13 protein-coding genes and 1 pseudogene are annotated in these 13,503 nt (G+C 66.3%); 2 read left to right on the top strand and 12 right to left on the bottom strand.

Annotated features, from left to right (window positions below; translation table 11 throughout):
• Positions 1-7: 7 nt before the first annotated feature.
• The 4 genes from VT84_RS11630 to VT84_RS11615 form a co-directional block, all read right to left on the bottom strand.
• A complete protein-coding gene (locus VT84_RS11630; protein WP_255359564.1) occupies positions 8-385 on the bottom strand; it encodes a transposase in 378 nt (125 codons plus the stop codon).
• A gap of 75 nt (positions 386-460) precedes the next feature.
• Positions 461-1,522 carry a hypothetical protein gene (locus VT84_RS11625; protein ID WP_082839623.1) on the bottom strand — a complete coding sequence of 354 codons (1,062 nt, stop codon included), beginning with the start codon at positions 1,520-1,522 and terminating at the stop codon, positions 461-463.
• A gap of 75 nt (positions 1,523-1,597) precedes the next feature.
• A protein-coding gene (locus tag VT84_RS11620) for an ISNCY family transposase (RefSeq protein WP_204249811.1) occupies positions 1,598-3,105 on the bottom strand; the annotation gives its coding sequence in 2 pieces (ribosomal slippage) (positions 1,598-2,220 and positions 2,220-3,105; 1,509 coding nt in all).
• A gap of 582 nt (positions 3,106-3,687) precedes the next feature.
• A complete protein-coding gene (locus VT84_RS11615; RefSeq protein WP_082839622.1) occupies positions 3,688-4,995 on the bottom strand; it encodes a transposase in 1,308 nt (435 codons plus the stop codon).
• 888 nt (positions 4,996-5,883) lie between these two features.
• On the opposite strand from VT84_RS11615, the gene VT84_RS39575 reads away from it, so the two are divergent.
• Complete coding sequence (locus VT84_RS39575; protein ID WP_162271537.1) at positions 5,884-6,489, top strand: hypothetical protein; 606 nt, start codon at positions 5,884-5,886, stop codon at positions 6,487-6,489.
• Positions 6,490-6,522: 33 nt separating this feature from the next.
• Here VT84_RS39575 and VT84_RS11600 read toward each other — a convergent pair whose 3' ends face one another.
• The 4 genes from VT84_RS11600 to VT84_RS40085 all read right to left on the bottom strand — a co-directional run bounded on the left by VT84_RS11600 (position 6,523) and on the right by VT84_RS40085 (position 9,758).
• A complete protein-coding gene (locus tag VT84_RS11600; protein ID WP_052561144.1) occupies positions 6,523-7,056 on the bottom strand; it encodes a hypothetical protein in 534 nt (177 codons plus the stop codon).
• Between the two features lie 60 nt (positions 7,057-7,116).
• Positions 7,117-7,866, bottom strand: coding sequence for a hypothetical protein (locus VT84_RS40740; protein WP_239465787.1), 750 nt, complete (start codon positions 7,864-7,866; stop codon positions 7,117-7,119).
• A gap of 2 nt (positions 7,867-7,868) precedes the next feature.
• Positions 7,869-8,597 carry a hypothetical protein gene (locus VT84_RS40735; RefSeq protein WP_239465786.1) on the bottom strand — a complete coding sequence of 243 codons (729 nt, stop codon included), beginning with the start codon at positions 8,595-8,597 and terminating at the stop codon, positions 7,869-7,871.
• Between the two features lie 1,011 nt (positions 8,598-9,608).
• The gene (locus VT84_RS40085; protein ID WP_204249748.1) at positions 9,609-9,758 is read right to left on the bottom strand and encodes a hypothetical protein; all 150 of its coding nucleotides are present in this window, start codon (positions 9,756-9,758) and stop codon (positions 9,609-9,611) included.
• A gap of 639 nt (positions 9,759-10,397) precedes the next feature.
• Between VT84_RS40085 and VT84_RS11575 the strand changes: the two genes are divergently transcribed.
• Positions 10,398-10,580 (top strand): hypothetical protein, encoded by a 183-nt coding sequence (locus tag VT84_RS11575; RefSeq protein WP_052561156.1) that lies wholly within the window; start codon positions 10,398-10,400, stop codon positions 10,578-10,580.
• A gap of 468 nt (positions 10,581-11,048) precedes the next feature.
• Here the strand turns inward: VT84_RS11575 and VT84_RS11570 are convergent, their stop codons facing one another.
• The 4 genes and pseudogenes from VT84_RS11570 to VT84_RS40730 form a co-directional block, all read right to left on the bottom strand.
• On the bottom strand, positions 11,049-11,714 hold the full coding sequence (locus tag VT84_RS11570) for a peroxiredoxin family protein (RefSeq protein ID WP_082839620.1): 666 nt from the start codon (positions 11,712-11,714) through the stop codon (positions 11,049-11,051).
• A gap of 439 nt (positions 11,715-12,153) precedes the next feature.
• Positions 12,154-12,318, bottom strand: coding sequence for a hypothetical protein (locus tag VT84_RS38400; protein WP_157469437.1), 165 nt, complete (start codon positions 12,316-12,318; stop codon positions 12,154-12,156).
• A gap of 104 nt (positions 12,319-12,422) precedes the next feature.
• Complete coding sequence (locus VT84_RS42195) at positions 12,423-12,533, bottom strand: hypothetical protein (protein WP_410000393.1); 111 nt, start codon at positions 12,531-12,533, stop codon at positions 12,423-12,425.
• Between the two features lie 9 nt (positions 12,534-12,542).
• Positions 12,543-13,405: pseudogene (locus VT84_RS40730) on the bottom strand (DUF1559 domain-containing protein); the annotation flags it as partial.
• Positions 13,406-13,503: the final 98 nt, after the last annotated feature.

Below are 13,503 nucleotides of genomic sequence, written 5' to 3'. Positions count from 1 at the left end.
GCCAACCTCACACGTGCTCGACCGGGTTCAGCTCCGGGGCGTAAGCGGGTAGCCGCTCGAGCCACACCCGCCGGTTCCGCGCCAGGAACGCGCGCATCACCGGCCCCTTGTGGTTGGCCCTGCCGTCCCACACCACGATCACCTTCCCCGGCACCGCGCCGAGCACGCACCGTCGGAATCCGACGACCTCAGGCGCCCCGAAATACCCGTCAGCGCGGGTGGACCAGCGCAGCCCCAACAGGCGGGTCCGGGGCGAGACCGTTATGGCCCCGATCACCGACACCTTGCGCCGGTGCCCGCCGTCGCCGCCGATCACCGGCGTCTTCCCGCGCGCCGACCAGCGGCGGCGCACCAACGGGTTGATGAGCAGGCCCGACTCGTCGATCAGGACGATGTGGGCGTGCCCCTCGGCCGCCTTTTTTCTAGGCCGGCAAACGGGGTGTAACCAAATTCTCTGGGGTCAAGCCGCCAGCGACCAATAGGCCTGCCATTGAACGGAGTTCCGGACGCAGACCAGACTGGCCATCGGGCGGACATTCTTCTTCAGCCAACGGGCCCCCCGCGTCTTCAGTCGTAACCCCAAGGTTTTCGCCTGCCCCTCTACTGCACCGCTGCCAATCGCACGACCACTCGCCAACTGGTCCCGATAATTCAACCGCTTCGTGTGCTTCGCGAAATACCCCAATAACTTTTCCGTCGCGTTCTGACGACGGGCTCGTTCCTCCACCGATTCCACTGCCAACAACTCGCCGACCCATTTACACACACCCGCCCACCCCTCACGCAATAGCAACGTCCGACCACGTTCGAATGATGCGGTCGCTTCCGGTGTGCCCTCACCGAATACCTTCTGCGTACAGGCGCTCACGCGCGCCCCGGCGTGATAAATGTCCAACGTCTCCGTGCAATTCGGCAGAACATGAGCCGTGGATTTCCAAATCCAACTGGCCCCGTCACCCAGCGCCTGAACTCGTGACAACTCCGCAACACCCAACCGCCGCAACGACGGGTCCCACGTCTTGCGAAACACCTTCGATGCCGCAATCATCGCGAACGACACCACCGCCGTCGCCTTCGGCAGGCGATCCTCCTGCCACCGATCCGGTGCCACAGGCAAGCCGGCTTCCCGCTTGGGAATCACGGCGATCTTCAAGTCTTTCCAGCCCTGCTCGCGTGTGTTCACTTTGCCCGCGTCAACCGCCAACTCCACCTCGCCCTCGGCTCGGCGGAACGTTTTGGCAGTCGCTTCATCGTTCGGTTGAAATGTGGACATCGCCCTCCCGTGCGCCTCCACCAGCGCCCGCACGGTCTCGGGTGCCAGGCTCACGCCCAACATCTCGCGGAGGTGCTCGCGGGACTTGGCAAATGACACGTCGGCCGCCAACCGGCAAGCGTGTTTCTGAACGACCTTGCTGACCCGCTGATCGAGACCGATAACGGCATCGGCAGCGTAGGCTCCTTCGGTCCCGCACCGGCATTGCCAGTAACGCCGTGTCAGGTTGAGAACGCCGATGGTGGTCACGAACTGCCGGGACGCGGTCCCGCGATTCTCTTTGGCTCTTCCACAGAAGCAGGTGCGGATCGGCGCCCCCTTTTTCTAGGCCGGCAAACGTGACTGGATGAGCTTGTTTTCGAGGGCTTTCAGGTACCCGTCGGGGGCGCGCCGGAATCGCCTCCGCTCGACCCGCCGCTCCCGCCGGGTCTCCAATTCGGCCCGCAACTGCTTCCACGCGGCCCGATCCGCACCGGCTAGGTCGGCCGCCGTCACCTCGCGTGACCGGGTCGCCAGCCCGGCGATCAACTTGGCCGCGCCCCGCAGCACCAGCGACGGGCTGGCGCCCTTGCGCCCGGTGGCCCGGCGCTCGTGATACCGGTGGCTCCCGAACGCCCGCTCCAGGTCGTTGTTGGTCCGTGGCACCCCGGGCGTGTCGTAACACGCGAACAGCCCGGGCCAGTAGCTCCGGCTCACCTTCACGAACTGATCCACGGCCCCGCTCAGGTCGCCGACCGCCCCCCGGTGCCGCGCCATCGCGCCCAGCAGCCCGCTCAACTGGCTCCGAACGACGGCCCCCTTGAGTTCGACTTGGCCCAGGATGTGGGCCGCCCGGTGCGCCCACCCGAACGCCAGGTACAACGGCGCGAACGCCCCACCCGCCGCGCTCAGGGCGCCCCGGAGGATCCTCTCCAGGCGCGTCAGCTCGGGCGGCGCGCCCCCTTGGCCTTGACCCGCCCCAGGCTCCCGGCGACCGCGCTCAGTCGGGCGTGCAACTTGAGCCCCGACGCGTCCAGCGGGGGCCGCCCATCGTCGGTGATGGCGCTCCGTACCGCCGAGCAGTACCCGCGCACCGCGCCGGCCTCGGGATCGGTTCGCCCCTCGACCTGGCGCTCGATCTGGCGCACCCCGCGGACCTTCTTCTTGAGTGCCACCTTGGCGTGCCGATCGGCCTCATAAATGGGCTTCGCGGCCTCCCGCAGGTCGTGGAACTGGCACAGCTGGTAGGGCACACCGGGGAGCGCCCGCGCCACGGCTTTGCGAATCGAGTGCTGGCCGTCGGAGATGACCCCGGCGACCGGCACCCCGCACGCCCCCTTCACCGCTGACAGCAGGGCCGCCAGATCTTGGTTCCGGGCCGACAGCAGGCTCTTAGCCAGCAGGATCTGGCCGCTGAGCACGTCCCGGATCACCCACAGCACCTCGCGCCCGACGTCCGGTTGGAGCCCGTCGAGGGCCAGGATCACCTTGCCCTGGGCGGCCAGCACCTTCTGGACCCGGTGATCGTCGGTCAGGGACGTGGCGAGCAACTCGTCGTACCGGTCCAGCAGGTTGGTCACGGTGCGCTCGGACACCGACACGTTCCGGGCGACCAAGTGGGTCCGGATCTCGGGCACGGACCGGTGCTCGGCGTACCGCGGGCGCCCGATCAGGGCGATCACGTCGAGCCCGAACTCGTGCCGGGGCAGCGCGAACGAGCCCTCGGCCTCGGGCCGGTACGGCTTCTTGTAACCGGCGCACGCCGCGGTCCGGCACCGGCGAACGGTCAGATTCAAACGGGTCACACCGGTCAGGGTGTGGACCGTGCGGCGGGCCGCATAATCGGCCCACATGGGCCGCCCGCAGTACGGGCACGCGGCCCGCTCGGGCGTCAGGTCGCGGGTGATCGTTGGCTCCGCGGTCTTCGCCTTCTTCATCGGTCGTCCTCGGAGGCCGACCTAAAGGTTAAACCAGCCGCCACTTCCGATCCAGACACGTTTGCCTGCCTGGCCTTTTTTCGACCGCGTGGACGCGCTGTTGGACCGCATCAGCCAAGAGGTTCTTGGTCAACTCACGCCCTCGAGGTGCGGCCGCGTCTTCGCAGGCTCCGAGAACGGCGCCGTCGGGAGCGGATAAGGCCAAGGCTCGAAGTTCCTCGTGGAGAGACAGGAATTGCCGAACAAGAGCTTCGCTGGCGGCAGGGATTTCAATCGTGACAGTTGCGCTCATCGAACGTCCATGTTCGCGGGATTAGGTCACCTCAATTACCCAGCTTACGGCAGCCGTACCAGAGAACTTGGCTACACCCAATTTGGTCCGCACGAGCGCACGGCCCGGAAGCACGTTCGCGGCTGATTCGTTTTGAACACTTCGGGATCGCTCGGCTCAATTAACAGCACTTCGCTAGACAGTAGTTTCCAGGATTCTATGAGGTATCAGGCGAGCACTCGGCTTGGGTTGTCGAGTTCGTGGTGTAATTCTCTCGGGCCATCCAACTCTCGAAGGAAGTGCGAAAACTCCGTCCGTCGCGCCCACACGGCCCGCCGTACATCCCGTACCGACGGGTGGCTCTTCTTCCGGTTCCAGTCCGGGGCACTCCACCAGCGCCCGACCTCCGGGCTCGCGTCCAATCGCCGCGACAGCAACCGCAACAGGGCCAACGCCACCATCTGAACCACGAACGCGCGCTCGACCGGGGCCTTGGTCCACGCCCGGCACTCCTCCATCCCCAACCGCTGCTTGTGGTCCCGGAACCCGTCCTCCTGCCGGAACCGCGCCGCGAACACCGCGACCACCTCGGCCGGCGTGAGGGTGGCCGAGGTAGTAACCCGGAACCACGCACCGGCGTAGCCCTCCACCTCGAACACGAACACACGCACCGGCTCCGCCGCACCCGTCACCGACCACCGACACGACCGCTCCTTGAACCGGAACGTCCGCTCCCGCCCGTACAGGTACACCGTTCCCGATTGCCACCGCGCGCCCCACCGCCCGTGGTCTTCCGGGGCCGGTAACCGCGCGCCCCACTTGCGCGGGCGCCCCGGACCGCGAGCCGGTGCCGACGGCACCGGCTTGTACAACCGGGCGTTGCACCTCAGCCGGGTGACCACATCGATCCGCCGCCCGCTGCTCGTGTCCAGGCACGGGCGGATCACCGTCTGATTGGCATACGCCCCGTCGAACACGGCCAGAATCGGCACCGGGGAGTCGGCGTCCGCCTGCCGGAGCATGGCGACCGCCAGGTCGGTCTTCTTGGCGAAGGTCTCCCCGGGAGGGCGTTGCTTCTGGCGAAAGTAGAGCCGTGCCGTGTGCGGCAGGTAGGTCCACGGGGTGCCGGGCACCAGGTCACCGGCGACCACCCAGTTGTGCGCCCGGACGGTGGACGCCCGGTTGGGGCTGCGCCCGGCGGGCTCGTGGAACGTGCACACGCCCCAGACGGCCTTGCTCGTGCGGTGGCACGTGGTGTCGTCGAGTGCGACCGCACGGTAGCCGGCGAAGCGCGGCGACAGTTCGGCCTCGACGAGTCGCTGCGTCTGCCCCTCGACGCTCTCCTGGCGGAACGCGCCGTACTCGGCGAACCGCTCGACGACGCGCCACCGATCCTCCAGGCCCAGTGAGGTAAGGATCTGTGTGATGGTGTGTTCCTCGTCGGCGAGGACGGTGCCGATGACCCACTGCCCGAACCGGGCGAAACCCGGTTGGGTGAAGACCCATTCGAGGCCCTGCGCGCGAACAACGGTCAACTGATCTGCGTGTACGAGGTGAACCGGTACGCGGAGTATTGTTCGCTGGCCGTGCTGTACGACGCCGACAGCGGCGAGTGCTGGCGCTGCGACGCAGCCAACTGGCGCACCGACCCCGCAGTGGCGGCGAAATGGCGCGAGCGGTTCGCGCGTAGCCCGCGAGCACCCGCACTTCCGGGTTTCGACCGCCCTCTTACCGGACGCCCCCGCGCGGTAGAATGGGAGCGGATTTCACCGCAGAGGGCACGAGAGGGCGCAGAGGAAAGGCAAGAACGGGTTCCCCTCCCCTCCGCCTGGGAGCGGCTCACGAGGTGACCGATGACCGAAGCGGAATGGCTGGTGTGCAAAGATCCGAGGACGATGATCGGAGTGGTACGGGAGAGAGCAGCAGAAAGGAAACTGAGGTTGCTCGCACTCGCTTGTTGCTGGCGCTTTGATTTGGTTGGTACCAATGGAATAGAGCCGCGCTGCGCGCATCCCGAAGTCGAGCGCCGCCGCCGCCACTACCCCCATGAAGTCGAGCACCGGCGCAGAGCCATCGCGGTCCTGGAACGCTGTATCGAAGGAACGGTAGACGAGCGCGAATTTGAGAGGGCATTGAGCGACGCGGCTAGTGACGGACACGGCGCAACTCGTGATCCTACCGACACCGTCGGGTACGCGGTAGACGCTGCGTCGAGGTGCTTCGAGCATATCAGTCGCGGCAATTGGGAATGGCTTGTCGAAGCGGCTAGTGAAGTGCCTGCGTATGACGCGCTTACACAGAGTGGCAATCCTGATTTGGCGATCCTCGCCACTCTTTGGAGGACGCCTCAGACGAGGCCACGCCTTGAGAACCGGAGCCGCGACGAAGAGGTTGTTGCACGGTTGCCAGAATACATATCTGCTTTGGCTGTCGAGAAAAACAACCAATCCGACTGGCTCCGCGACATCTTCGGCAATCCCTTTCATCCGGTCGCCTTCTCCCCCTCGTGGCGCACCTCGACCGCCGTCGCGCTCGCCTCTCAGATGTACGAGTCGCGCGAGTTCGGCGCGATGCCGATCCTGGGCGACGCGCTCCAGGACACAGGGTGTGACAGCGCCGACATTTGGACCACTGCCGCGGACCCGGGCCGCATGTGCGCGAGTGCTGGGTCGTCGATCTGGTGCTCGGCAAAGAGTAACCTTGCTCCTGGCATTCTGCACGGGCATGATGGTGGAAGATCCCGACCACTTCCGCCAACCCCTCGGTGTGCCGTGTCGAACGACGTGATGCTGGTTGCGTACAAGGTGCTCTCGGCACTCACGGTCCTCGCCGGCGCGGGCGGAATGGGCCTGAGTTTCCTGTCGATGGCGTGCGCGGACCTGCCGAACATCGTCGCGGGGGGCGCGGGGTTCGTCGCGGGCGCGATCCTGGTCGGGGCCGGGTTGGTCGCGCTGGCGCTCTTCTCGCTGGTCCCCGCGGGACCGGCCCGCACCTCAATCCCGGAGGAGCTGTTACAGATCGAGAAGTAGACCGCGCCATCCGGGATCGTGCGTTGCCGCGCGCTACGCACTCTGAGGCGACATCGTCTCGACTCCGCTCTCGTTATCGCACACGGTTCCACCAAGAGTCCGGCGCAGGAACTCGACCAAGAACGCGCTCTCGTCGCGGGCCTGGCGCCAGTCGCGCCACAGGCGGAACGCGCCTACAACGGTCGCGAACAAAAGCGCGAGCAACAACCAACGACTGATTCGGGAAGAATCGTTGATCGCGATCACAACCTGCGCGTACAGGTTGGCCAAGACACTTACTGCAAAGACAGCCAGCGGCCCCCAGGACGAAACATCCCTCCCGATTCGGCCCCGGAACACGGTCACCGGTCCGCGCGCCTCGAACGTTCCCGAGAGGCACATCTGGAACGGGTTCGTGAAATCGATCCGCTTCCACAGGCGCACGCGCCCGGACTCGACGCGCCCGTACACCGCTTTGGGCTCGTCCTCGAAGAACATCCGGTAGCTCCGGTTCGTGCCCGCGGTCAGGCGCGCGGTACACTCGTCCGGGGGCAGAGGGAACGTGAGTTCGACGCGGGCCATCGCCATCGTGCCTCGGTGCGTGCGCGACAGTATTAGGACCAGCATACCGTCACGAACCTGTGGCTGCTACCCCTTGCCAAGCACCAGATCAACGACCCAGCACCCGCGCACGTGCGGGCCCTCGCTCCGGCAGTGATCGAGCACCTCAGCGCTCTCGCACCCCGCGTCCTGGAGCGCGTCCGCCAGGATCGGCATCCCACTGAACTCGCGCGTTTCGTACATCTGGAGTGCCACGGCGCGAGCGGTGGAGGTGCGCCATTTCCGAGAAAACGCGACGGGGCGAAACGGGTTCCCGAAGATGTCGCGCAGGAAGTCGGCTTGCACCGCGAGTTCGGTCGGGTCGGGCGGCAGCACCAGCCTCCCGATCAGGTCGACATTTGGTTCAAGTCCGCAGTCGGCCGCGCGGAGACAGGCCTTCGCGCTCCCCGCGGCGCGGTAAGCCAGCGCCGCCTGCGTGACCCTCTTTCTTGTGCAACTCCAAACTGCGCTGCTCCCGAATACGCGCGCTGCGGCCTGAAACTCGGCTGGCTGGTACGTCCAGGGCACGCGCGTAACGGGATTGTTCACGCGACCGCCCTGGAGTCGCACCTGCCGCGCTCGCAACAGCGATTCGCGAAGCCCGGGCTCCGCGTGCAGTTCCAGGCAGTCGAGCGCGTCGGTGTCCGCGACATCCAGCACGTCCCCGACGCGGCGGCAGCACGCGATTGCGAACTGCCGGTACCTCTCGTCCGAGGCGGCCCGGCTGCGCGAGAGAGTGAACAGCACGTCGAGCATATCCGAAGGGTCTTCGCACGCCAGCCAGTCCGCTTCGGTCATCCTCACCCCTTGTCGAGCACCAAATCCACAACCCAGCACCCGCGGACATGGACACCCGGCGCGCGACAGTGGTTCAGCACGTCCGTGTTATCGCACCCGGCGTCTTGGAGTGCGTCCCCCAGAATCGGCATCGCGCCGAACTCGCGCGACTCGTACATCTGCTGCGCCAGCGCGACCGCGGTGGAGGTGCGCCACACGGGGGAGAACGTGACGGAGCGAAAAGGATTACCGAACACCTCGCGGAACAGGGCGCATTGGGCCGCTTCCTCTGCCGCCCGCGCGCCGTGGTACGCGAAATTCTCGACGCGGCTCCGGTCCGAATCTTCACCGAACGGATCGAAGTCCGGCGGCCGCGTGCGCCCCGCGGCCGCGCACCCGACGGCTTCGGACGCGGCGGCGCAATTGATGATGGCCTGGCAGCACGGGTTCTCCTCATCACACGCGCACGCGGTAATCACCCGCTGGCGCGCGGCACCGACCTCCTCCCAGGTTCCGTGCCCTTCGATCAGGCGCTCGTATGCCTCCACCGCCTCGCGCCCGGGAGCTTCGATCAGGTGGAAGATGCGCCGCCAGCACGCTGCCGCGTGCAGGTAGGATTTCCGGTTCCACTGTAACAGGTTCTGGTGCGACGTCGGCGCGCGTCTCCCCGGGCGCGGGGCGCGCGTGAGCGCCTCCAGTTGTTCGGTCATGCGGCTCAGGTCTTCGCACGCGAGCCATTCGGTTTCGGTCATCGGGCGCCCTCCGGAACCGCCTCCAGCATGATCGGGCGTGGCGACCGGTGCAAGCCCCGGCGCCCTTCGGTGATTGCGCCGCTTGCTCCGGCTGTGCGTTCGGGTATGCTGTGTTTTGTTCCCGTGGTCGGTTTAGCTCGTCGCTCTGCGACAGGCTGATGTTGCGTCAGCCGAGCACACTCCGCCACACGCACCGCGGGGAACACTGTTCCAGCACCGCTATCGAGCCGACGCCACCGGGTCGGTGTGCGTTCTGGAACAACCCCGGAATCGTGGTTCCGCACACCGACCCGGTGGCGTCGGCTCGGCGTTGCCGTGAGCGTTCCGCGCATCTCAGGTCGGGAAGTAAACACCGCGGGAACACCTCGGGCCAGGGATTGTTCCCTGGCCCGGGTCGTTTCATGCAGAAGGAAATCGGCTAAAGCGGCTACTGTGCCGCGCGTCGGGCCGATCGGGTACGAGTGAGATCCCGCCGCCGAGCGCCCCTTACGAACCAGTGCGGCGCATGACGTCCCAATTGTGGACGCTGATGCCGAGCACCGGGCTCACTCCCCGGTTCTTCGCTCTCGTGTGCCACGAACGCGATACCCGTTGGAGCGTTGGGGGACCGCTCCGAATCCGGGTAGTACATCTCGTCGCCGGCGTCGTAGAACAACGGGAACAACGATAGTGCCTCCCGGAGCGGGCTACCGATCCCGATTCGCCCGAGCGCCCGCCCGCGGTACCCCTCGAACACCCAGATGCCGTACAAGTCGCCGGGGGCATTGAAGTCGAAGCGAACCACATCCGCTCCGAAGTACACGGTCGTGTTTTCGGAGCCCGGCAGCGCGGGGTTCCGAACAACCAATATTCCGGTGTTCTGATCGATCGCACGTCTCAAAGGAAAACCCGGTTGGTACCCGACGTGGGTGGCCGCACGTAGTAACGCGCCGCACTCCGAAAGCCGAGTCCCGATCCGCTACCCGGCCGCGAAGAGCCCCGGGTACAGGTCCGCGTCCAAATCAATGAGTGTCATCCGGCGAGCCTCCGGCTTGCATAGAACGCGCGCACGTGCGGCCCGTCACCGCGGCAGTGGTTCAGCACGTCGGTGTTGTCGCAGCCCGCGTCCTGGAGCGCGTCGGCCAGAATCGGCATCGCGCCGAACGCGCGCGACTCGTACATCTGCTGCGCGAGCGCAACGGCGGTGGACGTGCGCCATTCCGGGGGGGAAGGTGATGGGGCGGAACGGGTTCCCGAAGAGATCGCGGAGGAACGAGGTGCGAGCCGCGGTGACGTGGCGCTCGATGGCCCTCGACCCGTGCGGCAGATCAATCAGTGGCGGACACGGGCGCCGTTCGGTGTACTCCACGACGAACTGTGCGAGTCGCGCGGCGTAGTCGACCGTCCTACTCAGCAGGTATTCGGATGATTCCTCGTAGTAGCGCGCCTCCGCGCCGCCCGTTCTCGCCCATGCATGATCTCGGTCCGCGAACTCCTCAGCTACTCCGATGGCCTCGAGCGGGGACTCGCTCACGCGCAATCGCGAACAAAAGCGCCGGAGCGCGCAATCGTAGAGCGCGAGCTTACGGCCGCTCGCTCGGCCGCGGAGTGCGGTGAGCAGGTCGCGCGGTTCTTCGGACACCAGCCACTGGGCTTCGGTCATCGGGCACCCTCTGGAGTCACTCCGTGATGCCCGCTCCGGCGCCCGGGGCGAGCCCGCGGTTCACCAAAATAAATTAAACGATCTGGCTATCGTCAATTGGTTGTGCGATGATAAATGTGCCATGCCAGTTTCGGGACGCTCATCATAAGGGGACGGGCATGACAGAGTACGAACGACTTTCTCTTCAACTCCAGGCGACCCTGGTGAGCGGACTGAGCCTCATGGTCGTTCAGTCGAAGTTGCAGTCCTCGGACGAGAACGCGGGGTACGTGCAACAAGTGCTGAACTGGCAGAGCCAAGTCGCGCGGGTGCTGGAAGGGCTCAAGTCGGTCCTCGGGTAGTAAACGGGGTTCCCGTGGTCGTGTTTAGCTCGTCGTAGAGCGATGGCGATGTTGCGCCGCCCGCGCACACTCTTGGGGAAAATCCGAAGTCTCGGGGCGAACCGTTGGTCCGTTCGAGTTTCGTATGTGTTTGTGCTTCGGATTTCCTCCCAAAGTGGGTGCCAGGTCGGGAAGTAGACACCACGGGGACACCACGGGCCGGGGAGCGTTTCCCGGCCCGCTGTCGTTGAAATCGGATGGAGTGCTTTGTGACCGATCGTCGGGCCGTTAGCGAGACGGGTCAGACACGTCGCGTTCCACGAAGTGCCGCGGCGGTAACGAGTCCCGGAGTGCCGCCCGCGCCCTTACGAACGTGGCGGCGTAGCGTTTCCGGATCTTCGCGTGCGGGGCGCTCGACTTTGGTCACCGGGCGCCCCGGAGCGGCTCCCAGCATGACGGTTCCGGCGCCCGGGGCAAGTGCGAACGCGATTACTTCTTCGGCCCCGGCCCGAGCGCGCGCTCGATCTCGGCGACCAGATCCTCGACGATCGTGGGGGCGTCCTTGGTGTGCCGGGGCCGGGCCTGGTCGTCGTGCCACAGCACGCGCCCGTTCGCGTCCAACAGGTACAGGGTGGGGGACACCTCGTACCCGGGGTTGTAGGTCGCTCCCATGCGCGCCGAACTGTACGCGCCGAGCGCCGCGATGGACTCCAGGTCCGCGCCGTACCCGGCGGGCCACGGGACGTCGAGGGACGACACGAACTCCTCCACGCTCGGGCGCGCGACGTTCGTGAGGCTCACGAACGCGACCCCGCGCTCCTTGAACCGGTGGTACGCGCGGACCAGTCCCGGGGCCGTGGCGCGGCACCCGGGGCACCAGTGCGCCCAGATGTCCACGACGACCAGTCGGTGCCCGGTCCCGACGGCCGGGCCGTTCACCCAGCCCTCGGCCTTGAGCGCGGGCAACAGGGTGCCGGCCGGGAGCGGCTGGGCCGGGTACGTCCCGGGCGGGAGCGGGCCTCGCACGGAGCGCTCGGGGGCGTCCGGGGGCCGGAACGCCAGGAGCGCCGCGCCGGTGCCTGCCACCACGACGGCAACGAGGGCGCAAGCGACGACCCGCGGGGGAACCCGCTTGTGCCAACCGGGGTTAAACACGAGAGCCTCCGGGCCGTTGAACTGCGCGCACTGGTGGGCGGTGTTGGGACGAGACCTTCATTGGTATCGACCCCGGGCGGCTGCGGCCGCTGAGTTCGTGATGAGAGTGTTAAGCGATTTTCACAAGAAATGGCTGTTCCGGTTCGTGATCCCGGAAGGGCCGGCCCTAACGAAGTGCGGCGCCGACAGTTGGAGTCACTGGCGCGTATGAGTGTGATACTGCTTGTGGGGACGAATTGGGGCGTTTTATCTTTGATATTGTGTCACGGTTCTCCGGGCCGCGAGTTGCAGCCACAGCCGGAAAACCGCGACACGAATGCGACACATGATATTTTAATGAATCGCGATCGTTTTGATTTGATTGATTTCTGCGGCCGATTTTGTGTGGGCGGGCGCCCGCCGTTCGTCACTGCCGGCCACATGGCGCCCGCAACTCGGCCTACTTCTTCGGTCCCCCTTTTCCGCCGCGCTCCTTATCGCCCTGGGACTTACTCTGGTTCATGATGTCCTTCACCTGGGCGTCGCTCAACTTCGGCTGGGTCGGTTCGCTCGAGCCGCACCCCGTTGCGATCACCAACAGGCCCGCGATCACAAGAACTCGCATGAATCCGTGTCTCCGTTATCTGTGTGGTTTGGTGTGTTTGGGTTGTGTCACCCGACGGGGCGCGATTCGACACCGCGCCCCGTCGGGTGAATCGCGAACGTGTATTAATCGAGGCTGCCGCCGACCTCGCCGCCCGCGCGGCTGCCGTAGGACATCCAGGCGTCCGGGTCGACCCCGTCGCGGACGAACCGCACGCTCCCGTCGGCCATGCCCACGTTGGCCCCGCCGGTGTGGTAGCTGCTGGCGGGCACCACGATGGCCCACCAGTCGCCGGGGCGCCAGCACGGGGCGTTCGGCGGGAGCAGGTGGTTGTACCAGGTGCGCCACGGGGAGCCCTCCACATACGGGTACCCCTTGTAGCTCCACGCCGGGCTCCAGCCCCCGGCCAGCGACGCGGTTTTGTAGTCCCGCGACAGGAGCTCGGCCCGGCCCGCCTGGAGCTGTGCCCAGGTCAGGTTCTGGTACGGCTGGCTGGTGGTGGTCTCGAAGCAGTCGCCGTTCTTCTTGCCCCCGCCCCCGCCGGACAGGTACCCGGCCGTGACCTCCGCGTAGAGCGCGGTGTTGCTGGTGCCGTCGGTGACGCCCTCGATCTTGCGCCCCGTGTTCAGCAGGTCGTCGAACATCCCGTCCTTGCCGCTGCGGTCGTACCAGATCCGGAGTTCCCGTGGTAGCTGGTGAGGCCCATCGGCTCGGAGGTGCCCGGCTTCCCGAGAACCTGCGGGTCCGAGGGGCACATGAGGCTCTTGATCCGGTTGCTCGTGGCGGTCACGTTCGCCGCGTCGCCGTACCACGGCTGGGTGTAGTTGTAGATTTTGGCGATGTTGTCCTGCTCGAAGTACGGGAGCAGGCGGCTCAGGTCGTTGTTGTTGTAGGCGATGCCGGTGGCCCAGGCCCCGTCCGGGAACTTGCCGTTGGCCGACACGAAGTTGTGGGACGCGAGCCCCACCTGCTTCAGGTTGTTGCTGCACGACATCCGCGCCGCCGCGTCGCGCACCTTTTGCACGGCGGGGAGCAGGAGCCCGATCAGGATCGCGATAATGGCGATGACGACGAGTAACTCGATCAACGTGAACCCGCGACGGCGCATGGCCGCACCTCCGGAGAGGACATGATGTGGTGTTCGCTGAGCGAACGAGAACGAATGAAATAATCAGCCGGGGCGAACGAATCGGGCGGAGAGTAACG

The organism is Gemmata sp. SH-PL17, assembly GCF_001610855.1.
Taxonomy (GTDB): domain Bacteria; phylum Planctomycetota; class Planctomycetia; order Gemmatales; family Gemmataceae; genus Gemmata; species Gemmata massiliana.
Note: the sequence above shows the minus strand (reverse complement) of the source record. Positions and strands in the feature narration are given on the sequence as shown.